Genomic DNA, 17,289 nt, shown 5'->3' with positions numbered 1-17,289 from the left:
CGAGGAGACCTATCGCAAGTCGGACAAAAAACGTGCGGGGCCTAGACTGCGAAGACGTGTGCCAGCGTGTGTGCGAGCGCTGCAAAGCGCACATCGGCAGCGTGGGAATTATGTGGGATGGCAGACGCGTGGCAACACGAGACCTGCAACGAAAGTACGCTGGCGTACAGGCGAAATTCTTGCACTGCGTCACCGTCCCAAGCACAAAAAGTTTTGTCTCAAGTAAGAGCAGGAACGCGGTGGCAGTGAAGATCCGGGAACAAGATTGTAGGTGACCGAATCTGCGTTTCCAAGCTGGGAATGACGCCATGCGCTTTTCACAATGTTGTTCGTGAAAAAAAATTTAAAAGGGTTTAGGATGAATTCGAGCGATGTCGTTTCCGATTTTGCGCACCGCGCGCGGCATCGATCGCAGACTTCGGCGAGGAGGTAGCATGGATATCTACAGCAGCTTCGCGAACCGCTTCGAGAAAACACGGGAAGAGGAGTTCTCACTCGAAGAGTATCTCGCGCTCTGCAAAGACAATCCCGCCGCGTACGCTACAGCTGGCGAACGCATGCTGACGGCAATCGGCGAACCCGAACAGATCGACACTCGCAACGACTCTCGCCTATCGAGGATCTTCGCGAACAAAGTGATCAAGGTCTATCCCGCGTTCCGTGAGTTCTACGGTATGGAAGAGGTGATCGAGCAGGTCGTCGCCTACTTCCGGCATGCGGCTCAAGGGCTTGAAGAAAAGAAGCAGATTCTCTATCTGCTGGGACCTGTCGGGGGCGGGAAATCATCAATCGCGGAGCGTCTCAAGCAGTTGATGGAGCGCGTGCCGTTCTACTCGATCAAGGGCTCGCCCGTGAACGAGTCGCCACTCGGGCTCTTCGACTACGACGAAGACGGCCCGATCCTGGAAGAGCAATACGGTATACCGCGCCGCTACTTGAAGAGCATTCTGAGCCCGTGGGCCGTCAAGCGTCTTCACGAATACAACGGCGACATCCGCAAGTTCCGCGTCGTGCGCCGCTATCCGCAGATCCTTCGGCAGATCGGCATCGCGAAGACCGAACCGGGTGACGAGAATAATCAAGACATCTCCTCGCTCGTCGGCAAGGTCGATATCCGCAAGCTCGAGCAGTACGCCCAGGACGACGCCGATGCATACAGCTACTCCGGCGGCCTGTGCCTCGCGAATCAGGGTTTGCTCGAGTTCGTCGAAATGTTCAAGGCGCCGATCAAAGTGCTGCACCCGCTCTTGACGGCGACCCAGGAAGGCAACTTCAAGGGCACGGAAGGCTTCGGGGCGATCCCGTTCGACGGCATCATCCTCGCGCACTCGAACGAGTCCGAGTGGAAGGCGTTCAAGAACAATCGCAACAATGAGGCGCTGCTCGACCGTATCTTCATCGTGAAGGTGCCGTATTGCCTGCGCGTGTCGGAAGAGATCAAGATCTACGAGAAGCTGATCCGCAACTCTTCCCTGAGCCAGGCGGTCTGCGCACCGGGCACGCTGAAGATGATGTCGCAATTGTCGGTGCTCACGCGCTTGCAGGAACCGGAGAACTCGAGCCTCTTCTCGAAGATGCAGGTGTACGACGGCGAAAATCTCAAGGACACCGATCCGAAGGCGAAGTCGTATCAGGAGTACCGCGATTTCGCGGGCGTCGACGAAGGCATGACCGGTGTGTCGACGCGCTTCGCGTTCAAGATCCTGTCGCGTGTGTTCAACTTCGATTCGACCGAAGTCGCCGCCAACCCGGTGCACCTGATGTACGTGCTCGAACAGCAGATCGAGCGCGAGCAGTTCCCGCCGGAAACCGAGCAGAAGTACCTGTCTTACGTGAAGGACGTGCTCGCCTCGCGCTATGCGGAGTTCATCGGCAAGGAGATTCAGACCGCGTATCTGGAGTCGTATTCCGAGTATGGGCAGAACATCTTCGATCGCTACGTGACGTATGCGGACTTCTGGATTCAGGATCAAGAGTTCCGCGATCACGACACGGGCGAGAGCTTCGATCGCGCCGCGTTGAACGCAGAGCTCGAAAAGATCGAGAAACCTGCCGGCATCAGCAACCCGAAGGACTTCCGCAACGAGATCGTCAATTTCGTGTTGCGCGCGCGGGCGGCCAATGGCGGCAAGAATCCGGCCTGGATCAGCTACGAGAAACTGCGTGTCGTGATCGAAAAGAAGATGTTCTCGAACACGGAGGAACTGTTGCCTGTCATTTCGTTCAATGCGAAAGGATCGGCGGAGGAACAGCGCAAGCACGAAGACTTCGTCAATCGGATGGTCACCAAGGGCTATACGCCGAAGCAGGTCCGGCTCTTGTGCGACTGGTATCTGCGCGTTCGGAAGTCGTCATGAGCCGACGCGCGCACGGCTCGCGCGGGGCGTCCGCGCGAGCCCCTTGCGAGGCGTGAGCCGCGCGGGCCTAAAACCTAGTCCCGCGCCGTCACCCGCGCCTCGTGCTCGAGAACTCCAAGCGGGAGACCGGCTGTGCTTCACCAAATCATCGACCGCAGGCTGGCAGGCAAGAACAAGAGCATTGCAAATCGCGAGCGTTTCTTGCGCCGCGTGAAAAGCTATATCCGCCGTGCCGTTTCCGAGGCGGTGCGCGACCGCAGCATTAAAGACATCCAGAACACCCAGAGCATCACGATTCCGCGCAAGGACATCGCGGAGCCGTCGTTCAGGCACGGCCCCGGCGGCAAGCGCGAAATGGTGCATCCGGGCAACTCGGACTATATCCGTGGCGACAAGATCCCTCGCCCGCAGGGCGGCAGCGGAGGCGGCGGCAGTCAGGCGAGCAACGAAGGCGAAGGGCAGGACGACTTCGTGTTCGAGCTCTCGCGCGACGAGTTCATGCAGTACTTCTTCGACGATCTCGAGTTGCCGCGTCTCGTCAAGACCCATTTGCTTGCCGTGCCGACGTGGAAGAGCATCCGGGCGGGCTGGGCGGCAGAAGGCACGCCGAACAATATCGACGTGGTGCGGTCGCTGCGCAGCGCGCTGGGCCGGCGCATCGCGCTCGGTGCGCCGCTCGTCAACAATCTGCGCGAACTCGAACAGCAGCTCGAGGACTTGACGAACGACCCCGGCGACCACCGCGAAGAGATCAAGCTGCTCGAGGAAGCGATCCATCATTTGCGCGGACGCATATGGCGCATTCCGTTCATCGATCCGTTCGATTTGCGTTACGTGAATCGCGTGAAGCAGCCGCAGCCGTCGAGCCAGGCGGTGATGTTCTGCCTGATGGACGTGTCGGGTTCGATGGACGAGCAACGCAAGGATCTCGCCAAGCGCTTCTTCATCCTGCTGTACTTATTCCTGAAACGTAACTACGAAAAGATCGAAGTGGTGTTCATCCGTCACCACACGCGCGCGGAGGAGGTCGACGAAGACACGTTCTTCCATTCGACCGAAAGCGGCGGCACGGTGGTGTCGAGCGCGCTCGAGCTGATGCGCAAGGTGCAGGAGGAGCGCTACTCGCCGACTGAATGGAATATTTACGGAGCCCAGGCGTCGGACGGCGACAACTGGACCGACGACTCGCCGAAATGCCGTAAGATCCTACAGGATGACATCCTGACGAAGACACGGTATTTTGCCTATATTCAAGTGGCGCCGGAGGAGCAGAACCTGTGGCTTGAATATGCGCAGCTTGCAGTGACGCAGCCGCACCTCGCGATGAAGAAGGTCGAGACGGCAGCTGACATTTACCCTGTGTTCAGAGAGTTGTTCGAAAAGCAGGTGGAAGCATGAGCTCCCACGCTCACTCTGGTTCGCTGCCCCGGGGCCGCCGCCTCCCTTGGGACGGCCCGGCGGGAGGCGGCATGACCACTAAGCACCTGCATAACGAGGCGCGCGGCTATCAGCCGGAGCGCCGCCGAAAAGGAACGCATGCGCATCAGCCGCACGCGCAGCGCGAGCCCGGCACCCGCACCGACACGCGAGGGCAAACCGAAGCGCCCGAACTGGGGCAAAGGGAAGTCCGTATGAACGTTGCCGACCGACGGCCTCTGCCGTGCCCGTCCGACTGGACCTTCGAGCTTATCGAGGAATACGACACGCACATCGCGCATGTTGCGGAGCAATATGAGCTCGATGTCTATCCGATCCAGCTCGAAGTCATCAGCGCCGAACAAATGATGGATGCGTACGCGTCCGTCGGCATGCCGGTCAATTACCGGCACTGGTCGTTCGGCAAGCATTTCCTCGCCACCGAGAAGAGCTATCGGCGCGGCCAGATGGGGCTGGCGTACGAAATCGTGATCAATTCGAACCCCTGCATCGCGTATCTGATGGAAGAGAACACGATGACGATGCAGGCGCTCGTGATTGCGCACGCGGCCTACGGGCACAACTCGTTCTTCAAGGGCAACTATCTGTTCCGTCTTTGGACCGATGCGCACGCGATCATCGACTACCTCGTCTACGGCAAGAACTACATCGCCGAGTGCGAGGAGCGCTATGGGCTCGATCGCGTCGAAGAACTGCTGGACTCGTGTCACGCGCTGATGAATTACGGCGTCGACCGTTACAAGCGGCCGCAGAAGCTCTCGCTTGCGAAGGAATCGGCGCTGCGCCGCGAGCGCGAGGCGTATCTCCAGTCGCAGGTCAACGAACTGTGGCGCACGCTGCCCATCAAGAAGCAGATGGAAGCGGAAGAAGAGGAAGGGCGTTACCCGCCCGAGCCGCAGGAAAACCTGTTGTATTTCGCTGAGAAAAACGCGCCGCTGCTCGAGCCGTGGGAACGTGAGGTGATCCGCATCGTCCGCAAGATCGGACAGTACTTCTATCCGCAGCGGCAGACGCAGGTGATGAACGAAGGCTGGGCGACGTTCTGGCACTACACGTTGCTCAACACGCTCTATCAGCAAGGCTTGCTGGAAGACGGCTTCATGATGGAGTTCCTCCATTCGCACAGCAACGTCATCTATCAGCCGCCCGTGACCAAGCCGTACTACAGCGGGATCAACCCCTACGCGCTCGGCTTTTCGATGATGAGCGACATTCGCCGGATCTGCGAATCGCCGACCGAAGAAGACCGTAAGTGGTTTCCGGAGATGGCCGGCACGCCTTGGCTCGAAGCGCTGCACTACGCGATGCGCAATTTCAAGGACGAGAGCTTCATCGCGCAATACTTGTCGCCGCACTTGATCCGCGATATGCGTCTTTTCTCGGTGCTCGACGACGACATGCGCGATGCGCTCGAAGTCTCCGCGATTCATGACGAGAGCGGTTATCAGTACGTGCGGCAGGCGCTGTCCCGCCAATACGATATGCATCACCGCGAGCCGAACATCCAGGTGTGGTCGGTGAATACGCGCGGCGACCGCAGCCTCACGCTGCGGCATTTCATGAGCGACAATCGCCATTTGGCGAACGACAGCGACGAAGTCCTCAAGCACATGGCTCGGCTGTGGCAGTTCGACGTGTATCTGGAGAGCGTCGACGAAAACGGCACCGTGAGGAAACGGTACGACTGCCGCTATACGCCGCCTACGATTCGGGCCTGATGTTGCACTAAAGCCGTCTCAGTCAAGCTATCCAATGTTCAATCTAGCCAGCCTTCGGGCTGGCTTTTTTTCGTCTGTACGGTTCGCGCGCGGGCCCGGGCACCTGCCGCCGCCCGTCGATTCATGACGATTAGCTAACACTATTTCTTTCGTTTGTTTAGAATTTGCAGCCTTATTGAAATACAAATGTAACGATGAGGCAGCGCCAACAACGCACGTCTCGCGCCAACCCCGTCTGAGACCACCAAGGAGCCCGCCGCATGACCGATGTCACCGAACAAAATGTCCTGAGCCCGAACGACACCCGCCGACGCATCCGTGCGATCGTCGGCGCTTCCTCGGGCAATCTAGTCGAATGGTTCGACTTCTACGTGTATTCGTTTTGCGCGCTGTATTTCGCGCCGGCCTTTTTCCCGAGCGGCAACCCGACGACTCAGCTGCTGAATACCGCAGGCGTGTTCGCGGCGGGCTTTCTGATGCGCCCGATCGGCGGCTGGTTCTTCGGCCGCATCGCCGACAAGCACGGTCGGCGCACCGCGATGATGATCTCTGTGCTGATGATGTGCGGCGGCTCGCTCGTGATCGCCGCGCTGCCCACCTACACGCAGATCGGCGCGCTCGCGCCCGCGCTGCTCCTGATCGCGCGGCTGTTCCAGGGGCTCTCGGTCGGCGGCGAGTACGGCACGAGCGCGACCTATATGAGCGAGGTCGCTTTGAAAGGGCGCCGCGGCTTCTTCGCGTCGTTCCAATACGTGACGCTGATCGGCGGGCAGCTCTGTGCGCTGCTCGTGCTCGTCATCTTGCAGCAGTTGCTTTCGACCGAAGACCTCAAGGCTTGGGGTTGGCGCATCCCGTTCGTTGTAGGCGCACTGGCCGCGCTCGTTTCGCTTTACCTGCGCAAGTCGCTCGATGAAACCACCAGCGCCGAAACGCGCAGTCGCAAGGAGGCCGGCACGATACGCGGCCTGTTCAAGCACAAAGGCGCTTTCTTGACGGTGGTCGGTTTCACCGCCGGCGGCTCGCTGATCTTCTACACGTTCACGACTTACATGCAGAAGTATTTGGTGAACACCGCGGGCATGCATGCGAAAACCGCGAGCAACGTGATGACCTGCGCGCTCTTCGTCTACATGCTGCTGCAGCCGGTGTTCGGCGCGCTGTCGGACAAGATCGGGCGGCGCAAGTCGATGATCGGGTTCGGCATGCTTGCCACGGCCTTCACGGTGCCGCTGCTGCATGCGCTGAAGGACGTGTCGAACCCATACGCCGCATTCGGCCTCGTCGTGCTCGGGCTCGCGATCATCAGCCTGTACACGTCGATCAGCGGCTTGATCAAGGCCGAGATGTTCCCGCCGGAAGTGCGCGCGCTCGGTGTCGGGTTGTCATATGCGGTGGCGAATGCGATCTTCGGCGGCTCGGCCGAATACGTTGCGCTGTGGATGAAGTCGATCGGTCACGAAACGGCGTTCTATTGGTACGTCACTGCGCTATGCGCGGTCTCTTGCTTCGTGTCGTGGCGCATGCGCGATCCGAGCCGCGAAGGGTACCTGCGGCACGAACCTTGATCGGCCGCTTGCGAGATAGTGATGATCGCGTCGCGACCGCTTGGCTGACGGCGCATCGGCGTGCGGGTCGCAGGACCTTCGAGCGCGGCGCGTTAGCGGCGCCAGGCAAGCAGGGGTGAGGCGGACCTGCCCGCTATGACTTGCGCGCCCGCGCGCGGGCGAGAAGTTCGCGGACTTCGTCGTCGGTGGTCTCGCTGAAGTCTTCGTAGTATTGGCCGACGCTAAAGAAGTTCGACGGACTGGCCACGCAGACGAACGCATCGACGATGCCGCTGAAATCGGCTTCCGCGCCGAGCGGCGCGACGGGCAAGCCGATGATCACGCGCGCCGGATGCTGTTGGCGCAAGGCGCGCACGGCGGCTTGCATCGAGGAACCGGTCGCCATGCCGTCGTCGACGATGATCGCGACGCGTCCTTCGACTTGGGCCGGCGCGCTCTCGCCGCGATAGAGCGCCGCGCGCCGCGCCAGTTCGATTTGCTCCTCCGCACGCACCGCCTCGAACTGCGCCTGCGTGACGCGTGCGATAACCATCGTGCCGTGATCGACGTACATGGCGCCGCCCGCCGCGATCGCGCCCATCGCGAGTTCGCGCTCGCCGGGCACGCCGAGCTTGCGCACGGGGAGCACATCGAGTTCGCCGCCGAGCGCCGTCGCGACCTCGAAGCCGACCGGCACACCGCCGCGCGGCAGTGCGAGGACGACGGCATCGGATTGCGCCCCTTCGTTTCGTAAATGAGCCGCAAGAATACGGCCCGCTTCGGATCGATCCCTGAACAAGCTGTACATGATGCCCCCACCGCGCAACGCTCGTGTCTCTATGGTAGCCGCCGTGCGCGAAAGCGTTCGGCGCCGTGCGCGGCAAACCCTGCGCCGGGTTCGGACCTGCGACGTGTGCTATGCCGTTGGACGTTCTCGCGCGATCAGATACACCAGCGCGGCCATGAAAACCGACGCAAGCACGCCGAGTACCAGCACGAGCGCAGTGCTGACGGTGTCGCCGAAGCCCAGGTAGCGGTCGTCCGTCGTATAGATGAGCGTAAGCGGCTCGCCGCCGAAGCGTAGCGTCTCGGTTCGGCTGAAGAGTGTTTGGGCGGGCGCGTTGTCGAGAGCATCGGAGGTCGCGTACAGGAGGTTCGCCGGCGCCCCCGAGTACACCTGCAGGTCGATGTTCCGTTCGTGGACCTCCAGGCTGCCGAGCAGCCACTCGGCGTCGAGATGCGCGACGACGAAGCCCGCGACGTCGGCGCGCCGCGCCTCCTTCGTCGCGGACAGGCTCGCGCTTCGGTACACCGGCAGATAGAGCTCGAAGCGCGGACGACGGGAATCGGTACGGGTATCGAACGCGACCGGGTGCGCGATGAGCGCGGGTTGTCCGGTATCGGCCGCACGCAGCAACGCGCTGCGCCGCGATGGATCGCGGCCGAGATCGTAGGCGAGCGGCGCAGCTTCCGAGCGCTGCGGATACATGAGCGTGACCGGCACGAGCGCGCTCGCAGATACGCTGCTGTCGGCGGCGGCTTTGGCTTCGGGTGCGCTGTCTGATTTGATGTCGGCCGCGACACGGACCACGCCGTCCGATGTTGCCGTCGCATAGCCCAGCGCACGCACGGCGGGCTGCTTTTCGTCGAGATCGAGGTGCGAGACATAGCGGCGCCAAGCGTCCGGGGAAACGGGAGCCGCGGGCGAAGCCGAAAGCTGAGCCGCAACCGGCGGCGTAGCCGAGGTAACGGCAGTCACCGCGATGAGGCCGCTCGCCCCGCGCAGGATTTCCTCGCAGGCGCCGAGCTTGTTGCGCAAGTCCACGGTGGTTTGCGCCGCGCGCCACTCGAAGCGCGCGAGCGCGGCGCGCTGGAGCTGGTCGTGCACGATCCGCCACGTGCCGATCACCGCGGCGAGCGCGACGATAAAGGTGGCAACGGCGGCGAATGCGGGAAGCCGGACGAGCGTGGCGAATCGCGCGGGCGGCGGGTTCGGCACATCGTGACCCGAGGTTTTTCCGTAAGCGGTCATGCGGTGTGGTGGCTAGTGAGGTCCTTGGAGCCGCGGCCGCTCCGCGAGCGGCTTGACGGCAAAGACGGATTTATTCTGTTCCCGTGCGAGGGCCGCGGGTTTGTCCAAGGGGAAATTGTGCGCGTTTTGCGGATTGCCCGCCAGCGAGCCTCTGGCGGACGCGCGAGCGACTCTCGCGGGGAGGGCGCGGGCCGTCAAAGCGCGTCGTGAAAAATCACACCTAGCGTATGCCGCCGCCCCGAACGCAGACGGCTCACGCCATGCCGCAGCGCGACGCGGTAGACGCCGCGCGAGCCCTGAACCGGACGATGATTGACCGCGAAAATCACCGCGTCGGCACGCGCGAGCGGCACGACCTCGACGCGCGACTGCATGCGCGGACGCTGCTCGGTCAGCACGAATTCGCCACCGGTGAAGTCTCGGCCCGGCTGCGACAACAGAATCGCGACTTGCAGCGGGAACACATGCTCGCCGTACAGATCCTGATGGAGGCAGTTGTAATCGCCCGCGCCGTATTCGAGGATCAGCGGAGTGGGGCGCTGCTGCCCGGCGGCATGACAGCGCCGGATGAACGCTTCGTGCGTGGCCGGATAGCGTGTGGCCATGCGCATGGCCTCGTTCCAGCGGTTCGCGACCGGTGCGAGATGCGAGTAGATCGTCGAGCGCAGGGCCGCGATGGGTTCCGGCAACGGGTACGCGAAATATTTGTACTCGCCGCGGCCGAAACCGTGGCGCTCCATCACCACGCGGCCGCGATAGATGTCGTCGCGCGGGTAGAGGGCAGTCAGCGCATCGCATTCATCGGCTGTCAGCAGCGCGGGCAGCGTCGCGCAGCCGTACTGACCCAGCTCATCTTCGATACGGGACCAATCGAACGAATCCACGCGCTGTGCGATCGCGTTTGGCGACGCGGCGGAAAGGAGGGTAAAAGCCGAAGGCGCGTCGAGGCGCCCGTTCGTGCGCAAGCGCGAACGGGTAGAGGGGAGTGGTGTGTTCATGTGAGGGACCTGTGCGTTGCGTTGATCATTCGCACAGTCTACGGACGCAGCCGCCGCCTCGCACTCCGACTCTTGCTGTCAAATTCCAAGCGCGCGAATATCGCAATAGCATCGGTTCAAGGGCGTGTCACGCCTTGTAGCCGATTTTGCGCAGCAGTTCCTTGCGCCATTGCACATCTTCGTCGTTTTCAATTCCAAGCGGCGGGAACCCATCGACGACGCCAAGAATCGCGCGTCCCTGGCCCGTCTCGGCGATGACGACCTCGGTCGGGTTTGCCGTCGCGCAGAAGATCCGGCAGACCTCCGGCACTGCCTTGATCGCATTCAGAACGTTGACCGGGAAATAGCCGTCGCCGAGCACGACGATGAAGCTGTGGCCAGCGGCGATCGACAATGCGTTCTTGCACGCGAGTTCGGTCAATTCGGCGTCCGTGCCCGAGTGCCGCACGAGGCGCTTGCCGGATGCTTCGCAAAACGCCAGGCCGAACTTGATGCCGGGAACCGTGCCGACCATCGCCTCGTGAATGTCTTCCACCGATTTGATGAAGTGCGATTGCCCCAGAATGAAGTTGGTGGTTTCGGGCTTCGAGATGGATACGGTGAGCAATTGATGCATGTTGGACCTCGCTCGTTGATGTCCGCATCGTTACACGTAGGGCTACGTGCTCGTGCGGGAGACTGCGAATCCTCGGACACATCAAGCGTAGTACGAAGCGGAAGCGAGAGAAAGCGAGCTGCGAAGAAAAGCCTGAGCGGGGCGGGTGGGCTTCAACCGGATTTCATGTGCGCGCGGAAAGGAAGCCAGTGTGTTGAGGAATCGTGGGCGCCTGACGTTCGATTGAGCGCCCATGATTCGATAACGGAAGCCGGCTGCCATACGCGCGAGTCACGTTGGATCTTCCAGGCCGATTCAGCTGCCGAAGTAGAGCGTGCAAAAGCTGTTCGGGCCGACGCAGGTCGACTCGGTCTTGCCGGCCGCCGGCGCTGCAGCCTTGCCGGCCGCGCTCGAGCCCGACATCTCGGAGCCGGCGCCGCTTGCCTTTTGCTGGGTGCGGGCGACTTGTTGCGCGAACATCGGATTGACGTCGGGATACGACGTGTCGGTAACGAAACGCGAACCGTTGTTTTCGGCCTGAATCAATTCCTGACGGACTTCGGCGCGGGTCTTTTCCTGAGCGGATGCGCTGGTCGCGATGCCGGCCGACGCAACGAGGGCCATGGAAAGAGCGATGACGAGACGCTTGTTCATTTCGAACTCCTAAATTGAATGGTTTCAAATTTCGCTTGCTACATCAGGGTGAACACAGCTTGAATCGGCTTTATTCCCGGTTGCTGTTTTTTGTTTTTATCGCGAACTGGGTGGGTCGATCGCCCTGGTCACGTCGAGTCCGAAAACTCCGGACTTGACTGGGTAAACCGCGGCACCTCGCGTTTTCTTCCCGCGATCGATTAAAAAAGAGCGTCGCGCGAAAGCGCACGAGGATCGCTGCCGGTGTCAGGGGCGAAGGAAAATGGGGTCGGCAAAGATTTCTTTGCCCGTGAAATGGCCGATCGACGCGCAGGGCGCCGCGTGCGCCTCGCGGCCGGTGGGAATGCCGGGTTCAGTCGGCGGGACGCTTATCCGTCAGCGCGCGCCGGCAATCCTCGAGTACCTGCTGGACGAGTTTGGCCTCGAAGTTCAGGTCATCGGTATCGAGAATTTCTTCGACCGCCTCGCGGGCCCAGTCGGCATCGACGAATCTGGCGTGCATCCGGGCGATATCGATCGCGAGCGCGGACAGCTTGGCGATGCTGAGCCAGTCCGCGTCGCGCATATGGCGGTCCAGCCACTTGTGCGCCGCCTGCACGTGAAATGGCGCTTGCGGCCATTCCTCGTTCAAGTAATAGGCCCCGAGGCTGCCGCACGTCAGCCAGCAAAGCAGTTCGACACGGTCGTTCGGACTTAGGTGTTGGCGTACATCACTCATAGCGACGCTCGCGAATGTGACTTGCGTTCGGGCCGCCGCTAGGCGAACCCATGGTCCTTCGCTTTGACAATAACACGTCATTAGGACAAGCAGGAGGGTCTGCCGTACAGACTCGGGTTCGCCCGGAGGGCCGCTGAGAATGCGGGCGCGAGTTTTACCGCGAGTCAGTTGGGGAGGAACGACGTCGTTGCCGGGGGCTCGCAGATCCGGTGCGATTTTGTGGCGGGAGCAGGGTTTGAATCTGGGGGGATCCGCCCATGTTTTTAATAGCTGGAAGTGCGCGACGATCCGACGAGCGTCCGCCACCGGTCCCGCTTCCGGCGAGGTGGGCGGTAAGGACCGCTGGCCGAGGTGCGGCCAACGTTGGCTCTTGCAAAAACTTATATTTTTCTTATAATTAACTAATGAATGCGATCAACTGGACCCCGAAAGCGGCGAAGCAATTGCGCAAACTAGACCGGCAGCACCAAGTCGCAATCCGCGACGGCGTAAATACGCTGGCTTCGATGCCCGAGTGCCAGAATGTAAAGGTGCTGACGAATCATGAATACGGCTACAGGCTTCGGGTCGGCAACTACTGGGGCCTGTTTAATTGGGATGGGGCGATACGAATCGTTGAAATCGAGGAAGTGAGGAAACGCGATGAACGCACCTACTAACATTCAAATCATCAACGGACCGGATGGGAATCCGGCCTTCGTCGTGATCCCCTATGCCGATTACGTCGCAGAACACGGTGCAGAACGGGGCATGATCCCGCATGCGGTCGTGTGCCGCACCGTCGATGGTGCGACGCCGGTTCGCGCCTGGCGCGAGCATCTTGGTCTCACGCAGGCGGAACTCGCTAACCGACTCGGCATTACGCAATCCGCATATGCGCAACAAGAAGCGAGCGAGCGTTTGCGCAAATCGTCGCGCGAAAAGATCGCGGTCGCACTAGGTATTAAACCCTGTCAACTCGACTTCTAAACGCACGCATCGGCGAGCGACCAGCCATCCAGTTGCGCACACTGCGTTTGCAGCAGCGCAGGGCTTCCGCGATTTGGTGAACCGAAAGACCGTCGGTCAGGGGGAGAAAGTCGGACGAGGCACCAAGACGCGGCGCGATGGCATTCACTGACTGACGCGGTCAGAGTTGCCGGCCACGTTAGTTACTTAATTTTACATAAGATAAATTATCGACATTTCTTCTGTGACAGCAATATGAGAATGTCGTGTTCTAGCAAGATACAAATGTCGTGTTTTGCGATGGCTGGCAAGCTTGCGGTTCTCTGCGCGATTGCAGGAGCCGCTCATGAAGCCAGCCGCACTCGTGACACTGACCATGCGCGAACTCGACCGACTCAAAGTCGTCCAGGCGATTGTCGAAACCGGCCTGAAGCCTGGTCGGGCAGCTGAGCGGCTAGGTTTGACGGTGCGGCAAGTCGAACGGCTGGTGCAGCGCTATCGTGAGTCAGGTCCAGCCAGCCTGGCTTCGCGCAGGCGCGCTCGTCCGGGCAACCGCAGGCTGGATGAAGGATTGGCGCTGCGTGCACTAGCAATCATTCGCGAGCGCTACGCGGATTTCGGACCGACGCTGGCCTGCGAGAAGCTGCGCGAATGCCATGGTCTGACGCTGTCCAAGGAAACGGTGCGGCACCTGATGACGGACGCGGGCCTCTGGGTGCCGCGCGCGCAGCGCCCGCCCAAGGTCTACCAGCCGCGGGCACGCCGCGCGTGTTTGGGCGAGCTGGTGCAGATCGACGGCAGCGAGCATGCGTGGTTCGAAGAGCGGGCGCCGGCGTGCACGCTGCTGGTGTATGTCGACGATGCCACGAGCCGTCTGATGGCGCTGCACTTCACGGCGAGCGAATCGACCTTCAGCTACTTTGAGGCGACGCGCGCGTACCTCGAGCGTTACGGCAAGCCGGGAGCGTTCTACAGCGACAAGGCCAGCGTATTTCGTAGCACGAAGGCCCACGAAACCGGCAGCAGCATGACGCACTTCGGCCGGGCGATGTACGAACTGAACATCGACGCGTTCTGCGCAAACAGCAGCTCGGCCAAGGGGCGTGTCGAGCGTGCGCATCTGACGCTGCAGGACCGGCTCGTGAAGGAATTGCGGCTGCGCGGCATCAGCACGGTGGAAGACGCTAATGCTTACGCGCCCTCTTTCATGGCGGCCTACAACGCGCGCTTTGCGAAGCTGCCCAAGAGCGCGTTCGATGCGCACCGGCCACTGCGTACTGACGAGAATCTGGATCTGCTGATGACGTGGCGCGAGACCCGCCGTGTCACGAAGTCACTCACGGTGCAGTACGACCGCGTGATGTATCTGCTGGACGACACGCTCGCGAACCGCAAGCTGATCCATCGGTATATCGACGTGTGGGAGTACCCGGACGGACGCATCGAGATCCGGGCTGATGGCCAAGTATTGGCCTGTCGGCAGTATGACCGGTTGGCCGAGATCGATCAGGGCGCGGTCGTTGAGCACAAGCGCCTGAGTCACGTCCTGCAGGTCGCGCAGGCCATTCAGGCCCAGCGCGACGATCGGCGCATCTCCGGTTCGCCTTCCCGCACGAATCAGGGCCAGCCGGTTCGAGCAAAGGAACGCGGCGCTGGCACGAAGAAGCAGCGCGAGTTCACGCAGGCTGACGTCGAGCACGTGGTCGTGGAGCTGTCACAACGCAGACAGGCGCAGTCGCAACCTCGCAAACCTGGCCGTCGGTCTGCTAGAGCGATCGCAGCAGACGTGAGCGCCCTGCCCGTTCAGACTCCATCCTTCGACACTGCGTGAGCTGAAAACTAAGAGAAACAAACCCTGAACCCCAACAAGCCGGACATTTGAACTTAGCTGGAAGGCGGACATTTGAATCTGGCGTTGACATTGTGTGTAACGGCTAAGTTGTAATGTCCGCTTCTGGCTAAGTTCAAATGTCCGCTTTCGTGCCGCGTAAGCTATCCGACCGCCGTGTTCCCGGCGCCGGAGGCTTTGATGGCTGCGACAGAACGGATAACGATGACGATGCGCGAGCTGGACCGATTCAAAGTCATTCAGAACGTGGCCGACGGCACGCTCAAGCCGTGGCGCGCGGCGGAACGGCTGGGCATTAGCCGACGCCAGATTTCACCTGGCGCGAGCCGTGGCGCGTGACCAAGGCATTCACCGTGCAATACGTCCACGTTAAAATTAGTGTTCGGGATTTCCTCACAGAATTTTCATCAAAACCCTACGGCTCGACCCTTGCGCCGGCTATTTAAATCTCTCATAGTCAGCGTCTTGCACGATTCAAGCGAAGACCTGACGCTGCAAGCCAATGACCGTGCGGTTGATCCGCTCATGACGCGACCGAACCTGTTTAACAATGACGGCGGAACACAGTTTGATTTCTGAACTCGTCGATGAGCACGCTGGATCGCCGCACCCGCATTCTGTAAATAGGCGCTCGCGCCTGCTTCCCGCAGCCGTTGCACTGCTGTCGTTGCTCGTCGTTCTCATTGCCGCGCCGTTCGCCAAGGTACCGCTGCCTCAGGTGCCCGCGTTTATCCCCGTATATGAATCGGCGCTCATTCTTAACGATCTGATCACCTCGGTCCTTCTGTTCGGCCAATGCGTGATCGCCCGCTCCCGGGCACTCGGCGCATTGGCAAGCGGCTATTTGTACACATCGGCGATCGCCCTGCTCCATATGTTGAGCTTCCCGGGGTTGTTCTCGCCAACAGGACTCTTGAATGCGGGACCGCAAAGCACGGCCTGGATATATATCTTCTGGCACGCCGGGTTTCCGTTCTTCGTCATTGCCTATGCACTGCTCAACGACAGGAGACAGGCCAGAATAAAGGGAAACATCGTCGGAGCAGGCAAGCTGATGTTCGTCGTCGGCGCCATGCTTTGCCTCGCAGCAGGGATGGCTGCCCTCGCAACAGCAGGAGAGCACCTGCTGCCTGAAATCATGCGAAACAACCACTACACGCCGACGATGCGATGGGTGGCGGGATCGACTTGGGGAATCTGTCTCCTCGCCCTTGCGGTGCTGTACCGGCAACGACGGCGTTCGCCGATCGACCTGTGGCTTATGGTGGTGCAGTGCGCCTGGATTTGCGATGTCGCGTTGAGTGTCGTGTTCAACGGGGGGCGCTATGACCTCGGGTTCTATGTCGGTCGAATCTACGGCATGTGCGCAGCCAGCTTCGTGCTTCTGTTGCTGCTGGTCGAAAATACTTTTCTTCATTCGCGGCTTGCGGCAGCACTTGACGAGTTGAAGCGGCTCGCCACGACAGATCCGCTGACGGGTGTCGCCAATCGACGCGCCTTCGACGCCGCGCTGACAACGCACTGGCAGCGCACCCTCCACGACGGATCGACGCTGTCATTGCTGATGATCGACATCGATTTCTTCAAACATTTCAACGATCACTACGGCCATGTCGAAGGCGACCGGTGCCTTCTGCTCGTTGCCGAATGCCTCGCACGGACAGTGCGGGGCACAAGCGATCTGGTGGCGCGCTACGGTGGCGAAGAGTTCGTGGTTCTGTTGCCGGAAACCGATGCGGCGTCGGCCGCTCACGTCGGCAAGCGAATGTGCGACGCCGTCGCCGCACTGGCGATTCCCAATGCCGGTTCACCTCATATGCCCCACGTCACGATCAGTGTCGGCGTCGCCACCCGGGTTGTCGAAATAGGCGCTGAGATGATGGATCTAACCAAGGCTGCCGATCACGCACTCTATCTTGCAAAGGCAGCGGGGCGTGGCCGGGTCGAGGAAGCGGGCTTGACCGCTTAGTGCGCCGCTACGCGCTACGCGATCAAGCCGAGTCCTCAGCAAAGATAGGCTATCCTCCGCGCGTACACCCCTCACCTGCTCGCCGAGCACCATGCAGTGAACTTGCCGTGCCGGATTCTATCTGCGCGCGCGGTCGGGCTACACGTGGGCGCTCGACGTCGGCTGCGGCAGACGCGCAACGCTGTGAGACCCGGAGCGGCATGCATGCCTCGTCTCAGCCCCTTGCCCGTCCTTCGCGAAACACGGGGGGATTCCCGCGATAAGGCAGAGGATTGTTAGCGAAGCACAGACGGCGCAACTGGCCCGCATTGGCACGACGTGCGGGCCGTCTGTGCTTGGCTAACAATTCTTTGAGCTAAACCGCTCCACAGACGGTTGGGCTATGTGCGTTGAATCGAAGCACGCATGTGGTGTTCACGACGACCGTATTCGCAGCGCCCGGGACGAACAGCTCGCGGCCCGCTTTGGGA

15 protein-coding genes are annotated in these 17,289 nt (G+C 61.1%); 9 read left to right on the top strand and 6 right to left on the bottom strand.

The genetic code is table 11. The features are described 5' to 3' along the window. Positions 1-434 precede the first annotated feature (434 nt). The 4 genes from FAZ95_RS11060 (at position 435) to FAZ95_RS11045 (ending at position 7,077) form a co-directional block, all read left to right on the top strand. Positions 435-2,357, top strand: coding sequence for a PrkA family serine protein kinase (locus FAZ95_RS11060; protein ID WP_137332490.1), 1,923 nt, complete (start codon positions 435-437; stop codon positions 2,355-2,357). Between the two features lie 132 nt (positions 2,358-2,489). Beyond that, the gene (locus FAZ95_RS11055) at positions 2,490-3,755 is read left to right on the top strand and encodes a YeaH/YhbH family protein (protein ID WP_137332489.1); all 1,266 of its coding nucleotides are present in this window, start codon (positions 2,490-2,492) and stop codon (positions 3,753-3,755) included. Between the two features lie 71 nt (positions 3,756-3,826). Next, positions 3,827-5,512 carry a SpoVR family protein gene (locus FAZ95_RS11050; RefSeq protein ID WP_137332488.1) on the top strand — a complete coding sequence of 562 codons (1,686 nt, stop codon included), beginning with the start codon at positions 3,827-3,829 and terminating at the stop codon, positions 5,510-5,512. A gap of 260 nt (positions 5,513-5,772) precedes the next feature. Continuing rightward, positions 5,773-7,077, top strand: a complete 1,305-nt coding sequence (locus FAZ95_RS11045) for an MFS family transporter (protein WP_137332487.1) — start codon at positions 5,773-5,775, stop codon at positions 7,075-7,077. 133 nt (positions 7,078-7,210) lie between these two features. Here FAZ95_RS11045 and FAZ95_RS11040 read toward each other — a convergent pair whose 3' ends face one another. From FAZ95_RS11040 to FAZ95_RS11015, 6 genes are all read right to left on the bottom strand, one after another. Next, complete coding sequence (locus FAZ95_RS11040) at positions 7,211-7,864, bottom strand: phosphoribosyltransferase (protein WP_137332486.1); 654 nt, start codon at positions 7,862-7,864, stop codon at positions 7,211-7,213. Between the two features lie 108 nt (positions 7,865-7,972). Beyond that, on the bottom strand, positions 7,973-9,088 hold the full coding sequence (locus FAZ95_RS11035; protein WP_137332485.1) for a CHASE domain-containing protein: 1,116 nt from the start codon (positions 9,086-9,088) through the stop codon (positions 7,973-7,975). A 194-nt stretch (positions 9,089-9,282) separates the two neighbouring features. Beyond that, on the bottom strand, positions 9,283-10,086 hold the full coding sequence (locus FAZ95_RS11030; protein ID WP_137332484.1) for a 2OG-Fe(II) oxygenase: 804 nt from the start codon (positions 10,084-10,086) through the stop codon (positions 9,283-9,285). A 127-nt stretch (positions 10,087-10,213) separates the two neighbouring features. Continuing rightward, positions 10,214-10,702, bottom strand: a complete 489-nt coding sequence (locus FAZ95_RS11025) for an adenosine-specific kinase (RefSeq protein WP_137332483.1) — start codon at positions 10,700-10,702, stop codon at positions 10,214-10,216. Positions 10,703-10,996: 294 nt separating this feature from the next. Beyond that, positions 10,997-11,335 carry a DUF4148 domain-containing protein gene (locus tag FAZ95_RS11020; RefSeq protein ID WP_137332482.1) on the bottom strand — a complete coding sequence of 113 codons (339 nt, stop codon included), beginning with the start codon at positions 11,333-11,335 and terminating at the stop codon, positions 10,997-10,999. A 352-nt stretch (positions 11,336-11,687) separates the two neighbouring features. Then, positions 11,688-12,053 (bottom strand): hypothetical protein, encoded by a 366-nt coding sequence (locus tag FAZ95_RS11015; protein WP_137332481.1) that lies wholly within the window; start codon positions 12,051-12,053, stop codon positions 11,688-11,690. Positions 12,054-12,457: 404 nt separating this feature from the next. Here FAZ95_RS11015 and FAZ95_RS11010 point away from each other — a divergent pair, with 404 nt between their 5' ends. From FAZ95_RS11010 to FAZ95_RS10995, 5 genes are all read left to right on the top strand, one after another. Beyond that, complete coding sequence (locus FAZ95_RS11010) at positions 12,458-12,712, top strand: type II toxin-antitoxin system RelE family toxin (protein ID WP_137332480.1); 255 nt, start codon at positions 12,458-12,460, stop codon at positions 12,710-12,712. Continuing rightward, the gene (locus FAZ95_RS11005) at positions 12,696-13,022 is read left to right on the top strand and encodes a helix-turn-helix domain-containing protein (protein WP_137332479.1); all 327 of its coding nucleotides are present in this window, start codon (positions 12,696-12,698) and stop codon (positions 13,020-13,022) included. Before FAZ95_RS11010 ends, FAZ95_RS11005 begins: the two co-directional genes overlap by 17 nt. A gap of 325 nt (positions 13,023-13,347) precedes the next feature. After that, entirely contained in the window at positions 13,348-14,832 is a 1,485-nt protein-coding gene (locus FAZ95_RS11000) for an ISNCY family transposase (protein ID WP_137332478.1), read from the top strand. 198 nt (positions 14,833-15,030) lie between these two features. Further along, a complete protein-coding gene (locus FAZ95_RS39270) occupies positions 15,031-15,189 on the top strand; it encodes a hypothetical protein (RefSeq protein ID WP_175425569.1) in 159 nt (52 codons plus the stop codon). Positions 15,190-15,418: 229 nt separating this feature from the next. After that, positions 15,419-16,819 (top strand): sensor domain-containing diguanylate cyclase, encoded by a 1,401-nt coding sequence (locus FAZ95_RS10995; protein ID WP_254699671.1) that lies wholly within the window; start codon positions 15,419-15,421, stop codon positions 16,817-16,819. The last annotated feature ends 470 nt before the right edge of the window (positions 16,820-17,289 follow it).

Origin of the sequence: Trinickia violacea, from assembly GCF_005280735.1 — a bacterium.
Classification (GTDB): domain Bacteria; phylum Pseudomonadota; class Gammaproteobacteria; order Burkholderiales; family Burkholderiaceae; genus Trinickia_A; species Trinickia_A violacea.
Note: the sequence above shows the minus strand (reverse complement) of the source record. Positions and strands in the feature narration are given on the sequence as shown.